The sequence below is a fragment of the Streptomyces sp. NPDC013455 genome (assembly GCF_040632975.1).
Classification (GTDB): Bacteria; Actinomycetota; Actinomycetes; order Streptomycetales; family Streptomycetaceae; genus Streptomyces.
In genome coordinates this window covers 84,758-101,355 of the sequence record NZ_JBEYCX010000005.1, presented here as the reverse complement: position 1 = coordinate 101,355, position 16,598 = coordinate 84,758, and the positions used below count along the sequence as shown (strand labels likewise).

Sequence of the window (16,598 nt, the reverse complement as noted above, 5' to 3'; positions counted from 1 at the left end):
GAACCGGGCCGCGCTTGCGCGGCCCGGGGTCTCACCGATCTTCGGCCGCCCCGCCGCGGAGGCCGGGCAGCGCAGCCGCGCGCGGGTGTCCGGATTCCACCGGGCGGCCCAACGGCGGTACCGGGACGGCCGGATCCGCCAGCAGGGCGGGGACGAGCGCGTGCAGCGCGTCCACGGCCCGGTCGACGGCCTCCCGGACCGGCGTGCTCAGCCCCGGCAGCAGGTCTTCCTCGCGGGCGGGCAGCCGGGCGGGCTCGCAGGCCAGGACGAGGACACGGGGCAGCGGCTCGTCGCCGAGGTGCGTGGCCAGCGCGAGCACCGTGGCCGGGTCCATGCCGTGGGCCTCCGGCGCGGCGGCGCCGTCGGGGGGTTCGGCTTCGAGCAGGGAGAGGGTGCCGGGGCGCCGGCCGCGCGGGGCGGCGTCGACGAGGACCGCGGTGGTGTGGCCGGCCAGCAGGTCGTAGGCGAGGTCGAGGCCGCGGATGCCGTAGTCGTGGACGCGTGCGCCGGGCGGCAGCGGACGGTGGGCGAGGGCGCGGATCACCTCGGGGCCGAACGCGTCGTCGCCGAGGAAGATGTTGCCGACGCCGGCCACCAGCAGCGGGGGCGTCACCGGGGGTCACCGGCGGGCACGGCGAGGGGCCGCGGCGAGCCGCTGGGGGTCTTGCGGACGAAGGCCGAGCGCAGGGCGTGGTAGGGGGCGCCGGGGTCGAAGAAGACGGCGTGCATCCGGGCCAGTTCGGCCTCGCGGTGGTGGGCGAGGGGCCGGTCGCGCTCGTCCGCGGCGCGGGCCGCCGCCTTGGCGGCGAGCCTTCGGTCCAGGTCCGGGTCGGCGGCGAGGCCGGCCGCGAGCCGCTCCACCTCGGCCGGGAAGTCCCCGGGCGCGGCCCGCACGAGCCGGTCCACGAGGCCGAGCCGCTCGGCGGACGCGGCGCTGACCGGCCGTGCCTCGGTCGTCAGCCGGTGGGCCTCGTCCGGGCCGACGCGGCGCGGCAGGGTGTACGTCCAGAACTCGGAGCCGTACAGGCCCATGCGCCGGTAGTGCGGGTTGAGGACGACGCCCGTGCGGCACCACACCTGGTCGGCGGCGAGGGCGAGCATGGCGCCGCCGGCCGCGGCGTTGCCTGCGAGCGCGGCCACCACGAGCCGGTCGGTGGTGCGCAGCACGGCCTCGACCAGGTCGTCCATGGCGTTGAGGTTGGCCCAGGACTCCTGGGCCGGGTCGGGGGCCGCCTCGATGACGTTGAGGTGGATGCCGTTGGAGAAGAAGTCGCGGGTCCCGCCGAGGACGAGGACGCGGGTGGGGCGGGTGAGCGCGTACTCGTAGGCGGCGAGCAGTCTGCGGCACTGGCCGGTGCTCATCGCGCCGCCCGGGAAGCAGAAGCCGAGGAAGCCCACGTCGCCGCGCTGCCGGTAGCGGATGTCGGTCCAGGTGCGCCGGCCGGCGGGGAGGTCGAGGGGGGCGGGGGCTTCCGGGAGCCGGAGGCCGGGCCGGCAGGAGGCCACCACCGACGCGGCCGGCCGGCGGAAGGGCGCCGGGTCGCCGGAGTTCTTGCGCGGCCGCAGTTCGGGGATCCACACGGCGCCGTCCCGGGTGGCCCGGCAGACGGCGCCCGCGCGCTGGGCCAGCAGGGTGCCGGGGCGGCCGCGGAGCCGGTCCTCGGGGTGGCCGCCGTGCAGGAAGACCTCGCGGCCGAGGAGTTCGTCGAGGACTCCCGGCTGGGAGTCCGCGCCGCGCAGTCTGCGCAGCACCGTCTCGGTGTCGTCCCGTTCCCAGTCGATCCGGCGCCGCTCCTGCCGGAAGAAGTCGCGCCGGACGACGGTGACCGAGTCGTCGGCCTGCGCGAGGGGCTTGTGGGAGCCTTCGGCGTAGCGCCGTACGGCCGTGAGGACGGCGGTGACGGCGGCGTCGGAGACCTCGTTGCGGTAGAGGTCGCTCTTGCCGACGGGCGGCACCGGGAACGGCTCGGCCGCCCAGATCGGGCCCGCGTCCATCGCCGCCTCGGCCTGGAGCACGGTCACGCCCCAGTGCGCCGCCCCCCGTTCGATGGCCCAGTCCAGCGAGGACGGGCCGCGGTCGCCCGGCGGGCCGGGGTGCACGATCAGGCAGGTGTGGCGCTGCCACACGTCCTCGGGCAGGGCCGTCCTGAGCATCGGCGCGACGATCAGGTCCGGCCGTAGCTCGTGCACGGCCGCGCGGACCGGGTCGGGGCCGTGGGCGGCGAGCACGACGTCGACCTGGTGGCCGAGGTCGGAGAGTTCGGCGTACACGCGCTGGCAGAGACTGTTGAACGCGCTGGCCACGAGCAGGATGTTCATGACACGGCATGCTCGTCGTTCGCCGGGGTGCCGGGAAGAACCGCCGCGGCGTTTCGCCGGCCGCGGCCGGGCCTCTTCCGCCATCCGGATCGCGTTGCGAGAGCCCGGCCCGGATGCGGGCCGCACCGGCGGTGTGCCGGAGGCCGTGGGCGACCGCGCCGGGTACCGGTGGGCGCCGCAGGCCGTGGGCGGTGTGCCGAAGGCTGTGGGCAGTGTGCCTGGTGCCGGTGGGCGCCGCGGGCCGTGGGCGGCCGGGCGGGCCGCCGGGCCGTGCGGGCTCAGGCCGCGAGGGGCCGTGCAGGCTCAGGCCGCCACGGGCCGTGCAGGCTCAGGCCGCCAGGGGCCGTGCAGGCTCAGGCCGCCAGGGGCCGTGCAGGCTCAGGCCGCCAGGGGGCGTGCAGGCTCAGGCCGCCAGGGGCCGTGCGGGAGGGAGGCGGTCGAGGAGCTGGGCGTGGTGCAGTTCGGCGACCGGGGCCAGCAGGTCGGGGTGGCGGAGCAGAGCCGCGGCGCGGCGGTCGCCCTCGTCGGGGGCGAGCAGCCGGCGGAACTCGACCGGCAGGGCCGCGTGGTGCTCGCTCTCGCCGAGCGCGGCGACGGCCACCGCGGCCAGCTCCGCGTCGACGAGGAGGGCGGCGGCCCAGCTGGCCACGACCTCGTCCACCCAGGTGCGCCAGGCCCACTCCTCGGCGGGGTGGCCGGCGTCCGGCTCCGCGCCGGTGATCCAGTCCAGGCGGGCCGTGCCGCCGGGGCCCGTCATGGTGACCAGGCCCGCGTCGATCTCGGTCGGGTAGCGCAGCCATGCGGCGACCGTCACCGCCTGCCGGGCCTGCGCCTCGCACAGCGCGGAGGCCAGCGCGCCACCGCACGGCGGGTAGGCCACCGTCAGCCAGCGGGCCGTCGCGGCGATCAGGGGGGACAGGTCAGTGAGCACAGCCGGGCCGTCCGAGGTGCGAAGGGGTACAGGAGCTCGACGCAACGGTAGCCCGGCACCGGGCACGCCCGGGAGGGGGTGCGAAACAGGTCATATGTGACCTGACCCACGCCGGGCCGTCACCCCGTGCGGCGCCGCGCTCGTGCGGGCCCGCTCGCCGCCTGCGGAGGGAGCCTGGGGCGCGGCGGCACGCGGGACCGGGCGGGCGCCAGCGCCGCGGCAGGTCAGGTACCGGGACCCGTGCTCCGGGGCGGGGTCCCCTCCCGCAGCCGTTGCTTGTCCGGCTTGCCGGAGGGGGTCAGGGGGATGTGGTCCACCCAGTGCACCACGGCGGGCCGGTGGGCCTGCGACAGGGCGTCGGCCACGAGCCGGCACGCCTCGGCGGCGATCCGGTCGCTGGGCTCGTGCCCCGCCGCCGGCATGAGGAAGGCGTGGATCTCCTCGCCGGTGACGGCGCTCTCGCGGCCGGCCACCGCCGCCTGGGCCACGGCCGGATGCCGGGACAGAGCGGCCTCGACGGGCCCGCAGTGGATGTTGTCGCCCGCCACGACGATCATGTCGTCGACCCGGTCGACCAGATACAGGTAGCCGTCCTCGTCGCGGTGGCCGACGTCCCCGGTGCGCAGCCAGCCGTCCCGCAGCACCTCGGCGTCCAGGTCGGGGCGGTGCCAGTAGCCGGCCATCATCGCCGGCGAGCGCGTCCACACCTCACCGCACCGGCCGGCGGGCACCTCCCGTCCCTCCCCGTCCCGCAGGGACAGCTCGACGCCGGGCACCGGCCGTCCGGCGGAGGCGAGCAGGTGCGGCCTGCCGTCCAGGGCGGCGGCGTGGTCGGCGGGAGAGAGCCGGGAGATCACCGCCGCCTCGTTCGTCCCGTAGCCCTGGCGGAAGTCCGCGCCGTACACGCGCAGGGCCTCTTCGAGCCGCCCGGGGAGGATGCGCGAGCTGCCGTACGACACGGAGACCAGCCCGGGGATCCCGTCGGCGGTGGCGGGGTGGTCGAGCAGCCGGTACAGCGTCGACGGCAGCAGATAGGTGGTCACCGGGGCCAGGCGGGCGCAGACCGCGGCGAACCCCGGCGGGTCGAAGGGGTCGAGGATCTCCGCCCTGCCCCCGGCGAGCAGGTGCTCCAGGCACCGCCCGCCGGCCCGCTGGGCCAGGGAGGTGACCGAGACGAACACCGGCTCGGCACCCTCGTGACGGCGGGTCCGGGCGGCGCGCGCCCGCAGGGCGGCGAAGGTGGACGCCACGCCTTTCGGCAGGCCGGTCGTGCCGCTCGTGTAGGTGACGCGGGCGATGTCCTCCTCCCGCGCGGCCACCGGCACCGGCTCGGCCGGCCGGCCGGCGGCCGACCGCAGCAGGTCGTCGAGGGTGATGCGGCGTGCTCCCGTGTCGGGGACGGGGGTGTCGGCCACCACCAGCTCCGGCCGGCAGTCGGCCAGGATGTGCGCCAGGTGGTGGGTGGCGGACTCGATCACCACGTGGGTCAGCCGCGCCCCGAGCACGTGGGCCGCCAGCCGGACCAGCAGCGTCTCGAGGCGGTTGCCGCTCACGCACGCCAACCCGGTCGCGCGCCCGACGCCCAGTTCCCGCAGCGCCCCGGCCAGCCGCCACACCTCGTCCAGAGCCTGTTCGAAGGTGAGCACGCGGCGCCCGGAGCCGAGGGCCGGCCGGCCGCTGTGGTCCTGGAAGGCCTCGACGAGATCGGTGACGTAGGCAGCGGGCACGAGGACTCCATCCCGGGACGGGCCGAGGCGGCGGCCGCGCCGCGCGGGGCCCGTCACGTCACACGCACCACACCATGCGGCCGCGGGCCCCGGACGGGCAAGCCGCCGACGGGGGGGGACGCACGGGTGCCCGCCGGACCGCGGGGCAAGCCGCCCGCGCGGTGAACCAAGGTGTCCGCCGGGCCGTGAAGCGGGCGGGCGCGCGTCGGCGGGCGGGCTGGGCCGGGAGGAGGACCGGGACGTGTCACACGGCCCTGACCAGGGCGTCCTGGGGGTAACCCCCGGCTGACGGTGGGGGCAGGCGTCGTGTGCCCCCGGTGGCTGGCAGGCTTCTTCGGGCGTACGGCCGTCACGAGAATTCCGGCATGACGATCTCTCCCGACGCCCCCGTGGCAACCCCCTCCGCCGCCGGCCCGGGCGCGCCGAGCCCCGGTGCCGGCAGCGACTTCGCCGTGCTGTCCCGGCGGGTGGCCGCGGCCGGCCTGCTCGAGCGGCGCCCCGGCTACTACGCGGTGCGGCTCGCTCTCGTGACCGGGTCGTACGCCGCCGTGTGGGGGGCCTTCCTCGCGCTCGGCGACACGTGGTGGCAACTGGCCGTCGCCGCCGTCCTCGCCCTGGTGTTCGGGCAGGTCGCCCTGGTGGCGCACGACCTGGCGCACGGACAGGTCTTCCGGCGCCGCCGGCACAGCGAGATCTGGGGACGCCTGTTCGGCAATCTCGGTGTCGGCATGAGCTACGGGTGGTGGATGAACAAGCACACCCGCCACCACGCCCACCCCAACCATGAGGAGCTGGACCCCGACGTCGCCCCCGACATCCTGGTGTGGTCGGCCGGACAGGCCCGCGCCAGCCGGGGCCCGGCCCGCCTCATCGGCGGTCACCAGGCGGCGCTGTTCTTCCCGTTGCTGACCCTGGAGGCCTTCAACCTGCACGTCGCCGGCCTGCGGGCGCTGCGGGCACCGTTTCTGAAGAACCGGCTGCTGGAGGGCACCCTGCTCCTGCTGCACATCGCCGTGGTGTTCGCCGCCCCGTTCCTGGCGCTCTCCCCCGGCAGGGCGGTGGCGTTCCTCGCGGTGAACCAGTGCCTGTTCGGTGTCTACCTGGGCTGCACCTTCGCCCCGAACCACAAGGGGATGCCGACCCTTACCGGTGACGAGCAGCTCGATTTCCTGCGGCGCCAGGTGCTGACCTCACGCAACGTGCGGGGCGGCCGGCTCACCGACCTGCTGCTGGGCGGGCTCAACCACCAGATCGAGCACCACCTGTTCCCGAGCATGCCCGCGGTGCACCTGCGCCGGGCCCGGGTGATCGTGCGGCAGTACTGCGCCGAGATCGGAGTGCCTTACCACGAGACCGGGCTGATCCGGTCCTACCGCGAGGCCCTGACGCACCTGCACCGCGTGGGCGAGCCGATCAGGCAGCGGCGCAGGGCGTGAGGGAGGACCGGACCGGCGGAAGCGGGGCGGCCCGGCCGGTTCTTCAGCTCGTGGGTGTCGAAGTCCGGCGCGGCAGCTTCCAGTTGGGGCGCGGGAAGTGGCAGGTGTAGCCGTTCGGGTAGCGTTCCAGGTAGTCCTGGTGCTCGGGTTCGGCCTCCCAGAAGTCGCCCACGGGCTCGACCTCGGTGACCACCTTGCCCGGCCACAGCCCGCTCGCCTCGACGTCCGCGATGGTGTCCAGGGCGACGCGGTGCTGTTCCTCGTCGGTGTAGAAGATGGCGGACCGGTAGCTGCGCCCGATGTCGTTGCCCTGGCGGTCCCTGGTGGTCGGGTCGTGGATCTGAAAGAAGAACTCCAGGATGTCGCGGTAGCTCGTGACCCCGGGATCGAAGAGGATCTCGATGGCTTCGGCGTGGTCGCCGTGGTCGCGGTAGGTGGCGTTCGGCGTGTCGCCGCCGCTGTACCCGACGCGGGTGGACAGTACGCCCGGCTGCTTGCGGATCAGGTCCTGCATGCCCCAGAAACAACCGCCCGCCAGTACGGCCCGCTCGTTCTCCGATGTCATCGGTTGCTCCCTCACCCTCGGGCCGCTGTCCGGCACGGTCCTCGACGTACGGTTCTCACGTCCGTCCAGCTTATTACTCCGCGCGAGCGGGCATCGAACGGGTCCGGTGCGCACGAGCAGGCACCGGGCGGGCATCGAACGGGTCCGGTGCGCACGAGCAGGCACCGGGCGGGCATCGAACGGGTCCCGTGCGCGCGAGCGCACCGGGCGGGCATCGAACGCGTGCGGCGTCGGGCGGGTCCGGCGGCCCGCCGGCCAAGCTCCCCGGCACCGCGGTCTTGACTCGTGAGGCGGCACTGGCGATTCTCATGGCGCACGGTTTACGCAGACATGACAAATTGGATGCGCGCGTGTCCCGGGGCCCGACCCCGCCGGCCGGTCGCGCATCCCGCCGACCGAGGGACGTGGGCCGTGGCCGTGACCAGCCGCCCGTACCGCCGACGCACAGACGTCACCGTGGTCTCGCTGCTCCTGCTCGTCCTGGCCGTCGTGCTCGGGCCCACCCCGAGTTCGGCGGCCGGGGACGAGTGGTGGGTGCCGGACGCACGGCCGGCGCCGGACTCCCGGATCGACGTCACCGGTGAGCCGTTCACGGGCACCGATGCCCGCGGCGAGGTGCGGGGATTCGTCGACGCGCACGACCACCTGTTCTCGAACGAAGCCTTCGGCGGGCGCCTCATCTGCGGCAAGGTCTTCTCCGAGGCCGGCATCGCCGACGCGCTCAAGGACTGCCCCGAGCACTACCCGGACGGCTCGCTGGCCGTCTTCGACTTCATCACCAAGGGCGGTGACGGCAGGCACGACCCGGTCGGCTGGCCGACGTTCGCCAACTGGCCCGCGCACGACTCGCTGACCCACCAGCAGAACTACTACGCCTGGGTGGAGCGGGCCTGGCGCGGCGGCCAGCGGGTGCTCGTCAACGACCTCGTCACCAACGGCGTGATCTGCTCGGTGTACTTCTTCAAGGACCGCCCCTGCGACGAGATGACGTCCATCCGGCTGCAGGCGAAGCTGACGTACGACCTCCAGGCCTACATCGACAGGATGTACGGCGGCGCCGGCAAGGGCTGGTTCCGTGTCGTCACCGACAGCGCGCAGGCCCGCGAGGTCGTCCGGCAGGGCAAGCTGGCGGTCGTCCTGGGCGTGGAGACCTCCGAACCCTTCGGCTGCAAGCAGGTCCTGGACGTCGCGCAGTGCGACCGCAAGGACATCGACGCCGGCCTGGACGAGCTGTACGCGCTGGGCGTGCGCAGCATGTTCCTCTGCCACAAGTTCGACAACGCGCTGTGCGGGGTGCGCTTCGACTCCGGCGGCCTCGGAACGGCCATCAACGTCGGGCAGTTCCTGTCGACCGGCACCTTCTGGAAGACCGAGAAGTGCACGGGCCCGCAGCACGACAACCCCATCGGCTCGGCCGCGGCGCCCGGGGCCGAGGCCAGGCTCCCGGCGGGCGTGCGCGTCCCGTCGTACGACGCGGACGCCCGGTGCAACGTCCGCGGGCTCACCGAGCTCGGCGAGTACGCCGTGCGGGGCATGATGAAACGCAAGATGATGCTGGAGATCGACCACATGAGCGTCAAGGCCGTCGGCCGCGCGCTCGACATCTTCGAGGCGGACTCCTACCCCGGTGTGATCTCCTCGCACAGCTGGATGGACCTGAACTGGACCGAGCGGGTCTACGGCCTCGGCGGCTTCATCGCCCAGTACATGCACGGCTCCGAGGGGTTCGTGGCCGAGGCGCACCGGACCGCGGCGCTGCGCGACAAGTACGACGTCGGCTACGGCTTCGGCACGGACATGAACGGTGTCGGCGGCTGGCCCGGCCCCCGGGGCGCGGACACGCCGAACAAGGTCACCTACCCCTTCCGCAGCGTGGACGGCGGTTCCCTCATCGACCGGCAGACCACCGGCGACCGCACCTGGGACCTGAACACCGACGGAGCCGCGCACTACGGCCTCGTCCCGGACTGGATCGAGGACATCAGGCTCGTCGGGGGCCAGGGGGTGGTGAACGACCTCTTCCGGGGCGCCGAGTCCTACCTCGACAGCTGGGGGGCGACCGAGCGTCACCGGGCGGGGGACGACCTCGCCGCGGGGGCCCCGGCCGCGGCCTCCTCGACGGAGTGGAACCCCTTCGTCGGTTACGCGGCCGGCCGCGCCGTCGACGGCACCCGGGACACCCGCTGGGCCAGCGGCTGGAGCGACGACCAGTGGCTGCGCATCGACCTGGGCTCGACCCACCGCGTCGCGCGGGTCACGCTCGACTGGGAGCGCGCGTACGGGAAGTCGTACGGCATCCAGCTCTCGGCTGACGGGGTGGACTGGCGGACGGTGTGGGCCACCACGACGGGTGACGGCGGGCTCGACACGGCCCGGTTCGCCGGCACCCCGGCGCGCTACGTCCGCGTCCAGGGGACGGAGCGGGGCACGCGGTGGGGGTACTCGCTGTACGAGGTCGGCGTGTACGGCGACTGACGAACGGGCCCGGTGGTGCCCCCCGTGGACACGGGGGGCACCACCGGGCCCGGGGGGCGCCGGGGACCTACTCGGTGATCTTCAGCAGCTTGTTGGGCGTTCCGCCGCCGGGGTTGGTGATCTTGTCGCTGGTGGCGCCGCCGGTCAGTGCGGCGGCGACCTGAGCGGGAGTGGCGTCCGGGTGCCCGGCGAGGTAGACGGCGGCCGCTCCGGTGACGTGGGGCGTGGCCATGGAGGTGCCGGAGATCGTCTTGGTCCCCTGGTCGCTGTCGTTCCAGTCGGAGGTGATGTCCGAACCCGGCGCGTAAAGGTCCACGATTTTCCCGAAGTTGGAGAAGTCCGACTGGGCGTCGTCCTTGGTGCTGGAGGCGACCGTGAGGGCTTCGGGGACGCGGGCCGGTGAACCCTGCCCGGCGTCGACCGACTCGTTCCCGGCCGCGACCGCGAAAGTGACGCCCGAGGCGATGGCCTTCCTGACCGCCTCGTCGAGAGCCGGGTCGGCGCCACCGCCGAGGCTCATGTTGGCCACCGAGGGACCCTGGTGGTTCCTGGTCACCCAGTCGATGCCGGCGACGACCTGCTCGGTGGTCCCGGATCCGTTGTCGTCGAGGACTCTGACCGCGACGATCTTGGCTTTCTTGGCCACGCCGTGGGCGGTGCCGGCGATGGTGCCCGCGACGTGGGTGCCGTGGCCGTTGCCGTCGTCGGCCTTGTCGTCGTTGTCGACGGCGTCGAACCCGGAGACGGCGCGGCCTTCGAAGTCCTCGTGGCTGACGCGGACGCCGGTGTCGATGACGTACGCGGTGACCCCTTCCCCGGCCTTGTCCGGGTAGGTGTACGTGCCGTCGCCCGCGGTGTCGCCCTGGTCGATGCGGTCCAGGCCCCACGAGGGCGGGTTCTCCTGGCGGGAGTCGATGTGGAACTTCTTGTTCTGCACGACGGTGGCCACCGCCGGGTCCGCGGCGAGGCGCCTGGCCTCCGTCTCGGTGAGGCTGTCGGCGGAGAAGCCGTTCACCGCCGACCCGTAGGTCCGGCTGATCGCGCCGCCGTACTCGGCGGCCAGCTCCTTCTTCTCGGCCGAGGACGTCTTCTCGTCCAGCAGGACGATGTAGCTGCCGGCCACGGCTCCTTCGGCGTTCAGACCGAAGACCGTGCCTTCCGCCGGCTGTCCCGCCCGGGCGACGGGCGACACGTACAGCGCGGTGCCGATGACGGTTACGGTGGCCGCGATCGCGGTGGCGGTCCTGGCCTTGCCCATGCGTTGGTGATGCGCCGACAAGAGGGTCTCCTCGTGGAGTGGGGGGATTCGCGTTCGAACGGCAGCGCTGCGCGTGCCCTGGAGACTGCCGACTTGTCGCGAGCAGATCAATCCCCTGACGTGCCCCTCAGGTCCCACTGATGATCGATCTCCACAGGATTCCCGCACATCCGAGGCAACCCGCGTGCAAACGCGCAGCCTCTCAGGCTGGTTGAATCGCCAAGGAATGATCACGGAAGAACCGTGCCGATTTCTTCACTACCTGCTCACCTGCGGTGGAGCGGCGCGCGCGGGCTCCGTGCAACCGCGTGGTGTGCGGGCGGCCCCCGCGGCTCGCCGGTGCGGGTGCGGGACGGTGGACCGGGCGTGCCCGGTCCACCGTCCCGGCCGGAAGGCCCGCCCCCCGTGACGGTCTTCCGGTCGTGTGCGAGCCGGTCAGAAGGTCCCGGCGTTGAGGGCCTTCTGGAGCGCGCGGGTGGTGTCCGCGTCCCACTCGCCGTCGGCCTTCGCGCCCAGGTGGCTCCGCAGGGCGGCGACCGTCCGGGGGCCGACGACGCCGTCCCCGGTCACCTTCAGGTACCGCTGCAACGCGGTGACGGTGAGCGGCCCGAAGGCTCCGTCCACCTCCAGTCCCGCCTTGCCCCGGCTGTTGAGGGTGCGCTGGAGCGCCGCACAGGTCGCCGGTCCGAACACGCCGTCGACCTCCAGCACTCCGGCGGCGACGACGGCCTTCGGCCGGATCGGCTGCTTGCGGCCGGCCAGGGCCGCCTTCATCATCGCCGCCGACTGCGGCCCGTACTCGCCGTCCGCGCGCAGACCGTGGTGGGCCTGGAAGGTCTTGACCGCCTTCTGGGTGGCCGGTCCGAAGTCGCCGTCCACGGTGAGCCCGGCCTTCTGCACGGTGTTCAGGTTCTTCTGCAGGGTCTTGACCGCCTGCCCCTTCGACCCCAGACGCAGGATGCCGTCGCCGGACGGCATCGGCGCGCCGCCTCCCCCGTAGGCGGGACGGCCGTAGCCCACGATGCAGGCGGAGGTGCGCCGCCTGCGGCGGAAGGCGTCGGAGGTGTTGCCCTCCAAGGTGGTGATGGTGCGGTTGGAGTGCACCGCCTCGACGATCCCGACGTGATCGATGGCACCGATGGACCGCGAGCCGGACCAGTCGAAGAACACGATGTCGCCGGGGCGGATCCCGCCGACGCCGTAGTGCCAGCGGCCCTTCTTCTGGAAGGCGCGGGCGTGGGCGGTGGTGAGGGCGAACTTCCCGCCGATCGCGGACAGGTTGTCGGAGTGGGCGGCCGCGTAGCTGACGGCCATGTCGCACCACGGGCCGGGGAAGCCGTACCACTTGGTGATCACGTTGCGGTTGGACCCGGGCGGGTGCTCGGTGGTGCCGAGCAGCTTGCGGGCGGCGGCGAGCATGCCGTGAACGTTGCCCATGTCAGAACTCCACGTCTTCGGGAAGGGCCTGGATGTCTCCGGTCACCGCGTCGTCGGGGTCCTGGCTGACGCCGGCCTGGTCGGGGTCGACGTCGAAGATCCCCGCGCCGCCCACCGGATAGGGCGGCATCTCAACGGGCTCGGTCATGAGCGCTCCTTCGCTTGCGAGTCGGATGTGCACGTCGGATGTGCACTGAGCCGGACGGTCCGGACGCGGCCGGCCGGCGCTGTGCGGCGTGCCGTGGCGGCGCCGCTGCACACCGAGTTCAGCCGCCGCGGAGTTGATTGACAGCCCTCCTACGTGCACGTAATCAATGAGCCGGACGCCACGCGCCGCCTGGCAGGTGGCCGGACCGGCCCCTAACGTGGGGGCGCGGCGCGGGTTGGCGGCGCCGGCGCGGTCAGGGGGGAGACAGGGGATGGGGCGTCCGGAGAACCCGCTCGATCCGGAGGCGGGACCGGTCCAGCGGTTCGCGGTCGCGTTGCGGGACCTGCGCGCGCGGGCCGGCGGGCCGACGTACCGGGCGATGGCGCAGCGGACGCCGTATTCGCCGGCGGCGCTCTCGCAGGCCGCCGCGGGGGAGCGCCTGCCGACGCGGGAGGTGACCCTGGCCTACGTCACGGCGTGCGGCGGGGACCCGGCCGAGTGGGAGAAGCGCCGGCAGGCCGTCGCCGACGAGCTGGCCGCCCTCCCCCGCGGGGACGAGGACGCGCAGGAGTCGCCGTACCGGGGACTGGCCCGGTTCGAGCCCGGTGACGCGGCGGTCTTCTTCGGCCGGGAGCGGCTCGTGGAGGACCTGTCGGAGCTGGTGCGCCGGCACCGGTGCGCGGTGGTGCTGGGGCCGTCGGGCAGCGGCAAGTCCTCCCTGCTGCGGGCCGGGCTGATACCCCGGCTGCGGCGGCCCGCCGACGCCGGGCTGCGCCTCGCCGCCCTCCGGATCGTCACGCCCGGCGCGCACCCCGCGCGCGGCCACGCGGACCGGCTGCGGCCGGCCGGGGGCCCCGGCGACACGCTGGTGGTGGTCGACCAGTTCGAGGAGGTGTTCACGCTCTGCACGGACCCGCGGGAGCGCGCCCGGTTCATCGACCTGCTGCTGGCGGCCCGCGAGCCGGGCAGCCGGCTGCGGGTGGTGCTGGGCGTGCGGGCCGACTTCTACGGCCGCTGTCTGGAACACCCCGCCCTCGCGCGGGTGTTACGGGACGCCGCGGTGCCGGTGCCGGCGATGGACCGCGAGGAGCTGCGCGAGGCGGTGGTCAGGCCGGCCACGGCACGCGGCCTCACCGTCGAGAGGGCGCTGACCGCCCGGCTGGTGGAGGAGGTGGCCGGCGAGCCGGGCGGCCTGCCCCTGCTGTCGCACGCGCTGCTGGAGACCTGGCGGCGGCGCTCCGGCCGCACCCTGACCCTGCGCGCCTACGAGGCGGCCGGCGGCGTACGCGGTGCCATCGCCCAGACGGCGGAGGACCTGTACGCCGGGCTCTCCGGAAGCCAGGCGTCCCTGGTCCGGCGGGTGCTGCTGCGCCTGATCGCGCCCGGCGACGGCACCGCCGACACCTGCCGGCCGGTGGAGCGCACCGAACTGCGCACCGGTCAACCGCAGTCGGCGGCCGCCGTCGACACGGTCCTCGAACGCCTGGCCAGAGCCCGCCTGATCACCCTCGACGGGGACACCGTCCACCTCGCCCACGAGGCCCTCATCACCGCCTGGCCACGGCTGCGGGGCTGGATCGAGGACGACCGGCACCGGCTGCGGATCCTGCGCCGGCTCACCCAGGCCGCCGACGCATGGCGGGAACTGGGCCGGGACCCGGGCGCGTTGTACCGGGGGACCCGGCTGGCCGAGGCGGCCGAGACCTTCGCCGCGGCCGACCACTACCGCGAACTGACCCCGGTCGAACGGGAGTTCCTGGACGCCAGTACCGCCCTGCGCGCTCGTGACCGGCTGCGGCTGCGGGGGCTGGCGGGCTCGGTGTCCGTGCTGCTGGTGCTGGCCCTGGTGGCCGGTGCCGTGGCCTGGCAGCAGCACCGTACGAGCGAGCGCCAGCACCTCGCCGCCACCGCCCGCCGCGCGGCCACCGCGGCCGCCGGTCTGCGGAGCACCGACCCGAGGACGGCGCTGCGGCTGAGTGTCGCCGCCTGGCGGCTCAGCCGGACCCCGGAGACGCGGTCGGCCCTCATCGGCGCCCTCGCCCAGCACGACCTGCCCACGTTCTCCCTGCCCGCCGGTGCGGACGACGACCTGCTCGGCCCGGACGGGCGGACCCTCGTCAGCCTCGGCGACGGCGGGATCGTCCGCCGGGACCTGCGCACCCGCCGGGTGATCGACCGCATCCGGCTGCCCCGCGCGGCGCGGGAGTCCGCGGCCCCCGGTGACCTCAGCCCCGACGGGCGCTACCTGGCCGTGCCGGTGCCGGAGGAGGACATGCGGCTGCGTCTGTGGGACATCCGGGCCGCCCGGTACCACGGCGGGACCGTGGGCCCCTCCGGCACCGTCCGCCCCCTGCCCCCGGGCCCCGCTCCGGGCGACGGGACGCCGGGCGACGGGACGCCGGGCGGCATGGACGGGCCCGCTCCCCGGCCGGGGGAGGCGCTGCCGTTCCCGCGCGCGGCGTCCTGGTACGGGTTCGGCTCCGGCGGGCGCGCCCTGCTCTTCGTCACCGGCGGGCGGCTGGAGGTGTGGGGCGCCGACAGCGGGCGGCGCCTGTTCACGTGGTCCTCCCCCGCGGTGGGTTCGTCCGACGGCGGCGACACCAGCCCGGACAACCGGCTGGTGGCCCTGTGCACGCCGGAGGGGGTCGCCGTCTGGGACATGCGGGCCGAGCGCCGCATCGACACGGCCTGGCCGAAGCGGCTCCCCTGCCGGCCGGAGTCCGGGCTTCGGTTCTCACCGGACGGACGCACGCTGGCGCTGATGGACGCGACCGCCGTGCGGCGGATCGCGGTCGGCACCGGCCGCCGGCTGCCACCGCTCGAACACACGGCGCCGCGCGGCTACGAGTTCAGCGCCGACGGCAGGCTGGTGGCCACGCTGGGCGGCGACGACATCCTGCTGTGGCGGCTGGACCACCCCGGGGCCCCCGTCCTGCGCCATCCGCTCACCGGCACCCGGCCGGACGACCTCCGCTTCGACACCGCCGCCCGCGTCCTGCGCTACACCACCGACGAGCCGGACGGACGGACCGTCGTCCACGGCCTCGACATCGGCGCCACGCTGGCGGCCCGCTGGGGCGCGCGTGCGGTGGCCGAGGCGGCGCTCAGCGCGGACGGCTCGGTGCTGGCCGTCCTGGACGGCCGTACCCGAGGGGGATCCGGTCCGCGGATCCACGACGGGCGCACCGGACGGCTGCGGTACCGGATCGCCGCCGCCGGGCCGCCCCCGGCCGCCGGCACCGCCGTGGGCAGCGACCCACCGGTGCTGTCCCTGAGCGCCGACGGCACTCGCCTCGCCTTCGGCTCGGGTCCGGCCGGCCCCCTGGGCGAGCCGACACGCGTCACGGTCTGGGACACCGCCCGCAACCGGAAGCTCACCGAGATCGAGCCGTACCACGGCGACGGCCACCTCACCGGACTGGTTCTCGGCCCCGACGGCCGTGAACTGCTGACCACCGGTGACACCGACGACTCGGTGACCGTCTGGAGCGCCGACGACGGCGGCAGGCTCGGGACCGTCCGCCGCCACGGCTCGGGGGACGGGGGCGGTGGCGTCGACCACATCAGCGCCCTCTCCGCCGACGGCAGTGTCCTGCTGACCGCCGCCGGCACGCTGCTTTCGACCGACGGCCGCGACCGGCCACGGGCGACGATGGACTGCTCGTGCGTCGGCGCCCTGAGCCCCGACGGCAGCCGGGCCGCCTTCGCGGACACCGAGGGAGGCATCACCTTGTGGGACGCGGAGCGCGCCACGTCGCTGGGTGTGCTGTCCGGCGGCTTCTACACGAGCGCCACGGGGACGCAGGAGGAGCCGACCGCGCTGGTCTTCTCCCCCGACGGCGGCACGCTGGCCGCGGCCGGCTCGCTGGGCACCGTGCGGTTGTGGGACGTCACCTCCCGCCAGCGACTGGGCACCGACGTCCCCACCGCCGGCGACGCCATCCTCGACCTCACCTTCACGGCCGACGGCAACACCCTGTACGCCGCGGGCGCCTACGTCCCCGTCCAGCACGTCGACCTCGACCCGCTGCACCTCTCCGACACGGTGTGCCGGCGCGCCGGAGGCGGGCTGTCACGTGCGCAGTGGCGGATGTACCTGGCGGACGTGCCGTACCGCGAGGTGTGCTGAGCGGGTGCCCGCGTCGGCGGGGGCGGCGGAACCGGCGGGGGCCACTGGGCGGCGCGGAAGGCGGCGGGGTGTGCGGCGCCGGCTCCCGCAACCCGGTCCGCGAGCACTGCTTCGTCCCGGCCGTCAGCGCCGTCGCCCTACCGAGGTCAGCCGTCGTGGTCCCTCTCGATCGC

The 16,598-nt window shown here is 74.6% G+C and carries 11 protein-coding genes; 3 read left to right on the top strand and 8 right to left on the bottom strand.

The features are described 5' to 3' along the window. Nucleotides 1-31: 31 nt before the first annotated feature. From ABZ576_RS10865 to ABZ576_RS10850, 4 genes are all read right to left on the bottom strand, one after another. Entirely contained in the window at nucleotides 32-613 is a 582-nt protein-coding gene (locus ABZ576_RS10865) for a hydrogenase maturation protease (protein WP_360738631.1), read from the bottom strand. Further along, nucleotides 610-2,319 carry a hydrogenase maturation protein gene (locus tag ABZ576_RS10860; protein WP_360738628.1) on the bottom strand — a complete coding sequence of 570 codons (1,710 nt, stop codon included), beginning with the start codon at nucleotides 2,317-2,319 and terminating at the stop codon, nucleotides 610-612. Before ABZ576_RS10860 ends, ABZ576_RS10865 begins: the two co-directional genes overlap by 4 nt. A gap of 403 nt (nucleotides 2,320-2,722) precedes the next feature. Beyond that, complete coding sequence (locus ABZ576_RS10855; protein ID WP_360738626.1) at nucleotides 2,723-3,250, bottom strand: hypothetical protein; 528 nt, start codon at nucleotides 3,248-3,250, stop codon at nucleotides 2,723-2,725. A gap of 224 nt (nucleotides 3,251-3,474) precedes the next feature. Continuing rightward, entirely contained in the window at nucleotides 3,475-4,977 is a 1,503-nt protein-coding gene (locus ABZ576_RS10850; RefSeq protein ID WP_360738623.1) for an AMP-binding protein, read from the bottom strand. Between the two features lie 365 nt (nucleotides 4,978-5,342). Here ABZ576_RS10850 and ABZ576_RS10845 point away from each other — a divergent pair, with 365 nt between their 5' ends. Further along, complete coding sequence (locus tag ABZ576_RS10845; RefSeq protein WP_360738620.1) at nucleotides 5,343-6,413, top strand: acyl-CoA desaturase; 1,071 nt, start codon at nucleotides 5,343-5,345, stop codon at nucleotides 6,411-6,413. A 43-nt stretch (nucleotides 6,414-6,456) separates the two neighbouring features. Here ABZ576_RS10845 and msrA read toward each other — a convergent pair whose 3' ends face one another. Next, nucleotides 6,457-6,978, bottom strand: coding sequence for a peptide-methionine (S)-S-oxide reductase MsrA (gene msrA, locus ABZ576_RS10840; protein WP_360738617.1), 522 nt, complete (start codon nucleotides 6,976-6,978; stop codon nucleotides 6,457-6,459). A 417-nt stretch (nucleotides 6,979-7,395) separates the two neighbouring features. Here msrA and ABZ576_RS10835 point away from each other — a divergent pair, with 417 nt between their 5' ends. Further along, on the top strand, nucleotides 7,396-9,453 hold the full coding sequence (locus ABZ576_RS10835; RefSeq protein WP_360739140.1) for a discoidin domain-containing protein: 2,058 nt from the start codon (nucleotides 7,396-7,398) through the stop codon (nucleotides 9,451-9,453). Nucleotides 9,454-9,520: 67 nt separating this feature from the next. Here the strand turns inward: ABZ576_RS10835 and ABZ576_RS10830 are convergent, their stop codons facing one another. From ABZ576_RS10830 to ABZ576_RS10820, 3 genes are all read right to left on the bottom strand, one after another. Next, complete coding sequence (locus tag ABZ576_RS10830) at nucleotides 9,521-10,711, bottom strand: S8 family peptidase (RefSeq protein WP_360738615.1); 1,191 nt, start codon at nucleotides 10,709-10,711, stop codon at nucleotides 9,521-9,523. Nucleotides 10,712-11,146: 435 nt separating this feature from the next. Further along, nucleotides 11,147-12,148 carry a peptidoglycan-binding protein gene (locus ABZ576_RS10825; RefSeq protein WP_360738613.1) on the bottom strand — a complete coding sequence of 334 codons (1,002 nt, stop codon included), beginning with the start codon at nucleotides 12,146-12,148 and terminating at the stop codon, nucleotides 11,147-11,149. Nucleotide 12,149: 1 nt separating this feature from the next. Next, nucleotides 12,150-12,296, bottom strand: coding sequence for a hypothetical protein (locus tag ABZ576_RS10820; RefSeq protein WP_360738610.1), 147 nt, complete (start codon nucleotides 12,294-12,296; stop codon nucleotides 12,150-12,152). 271 nt (nucleotides 12,297-12,567) lie between these two features. Here ABZ576_RS10820 and ABZ576_RS10815 point away from each other — a divergent pair, with 271 nt between their 5' ends. Continuing rightward, entirely contained in the window at nucleotides 12,568-16,425 is a 3,858-nt protein-coding gene (locus tag ABZ576_RS10815; protein WP_360738607.1) for a hypothetical protein, read from the top strand. The last annotated feature ends 173 nt before the right edge of the window (nucleotides 16,426-16,598 follow it).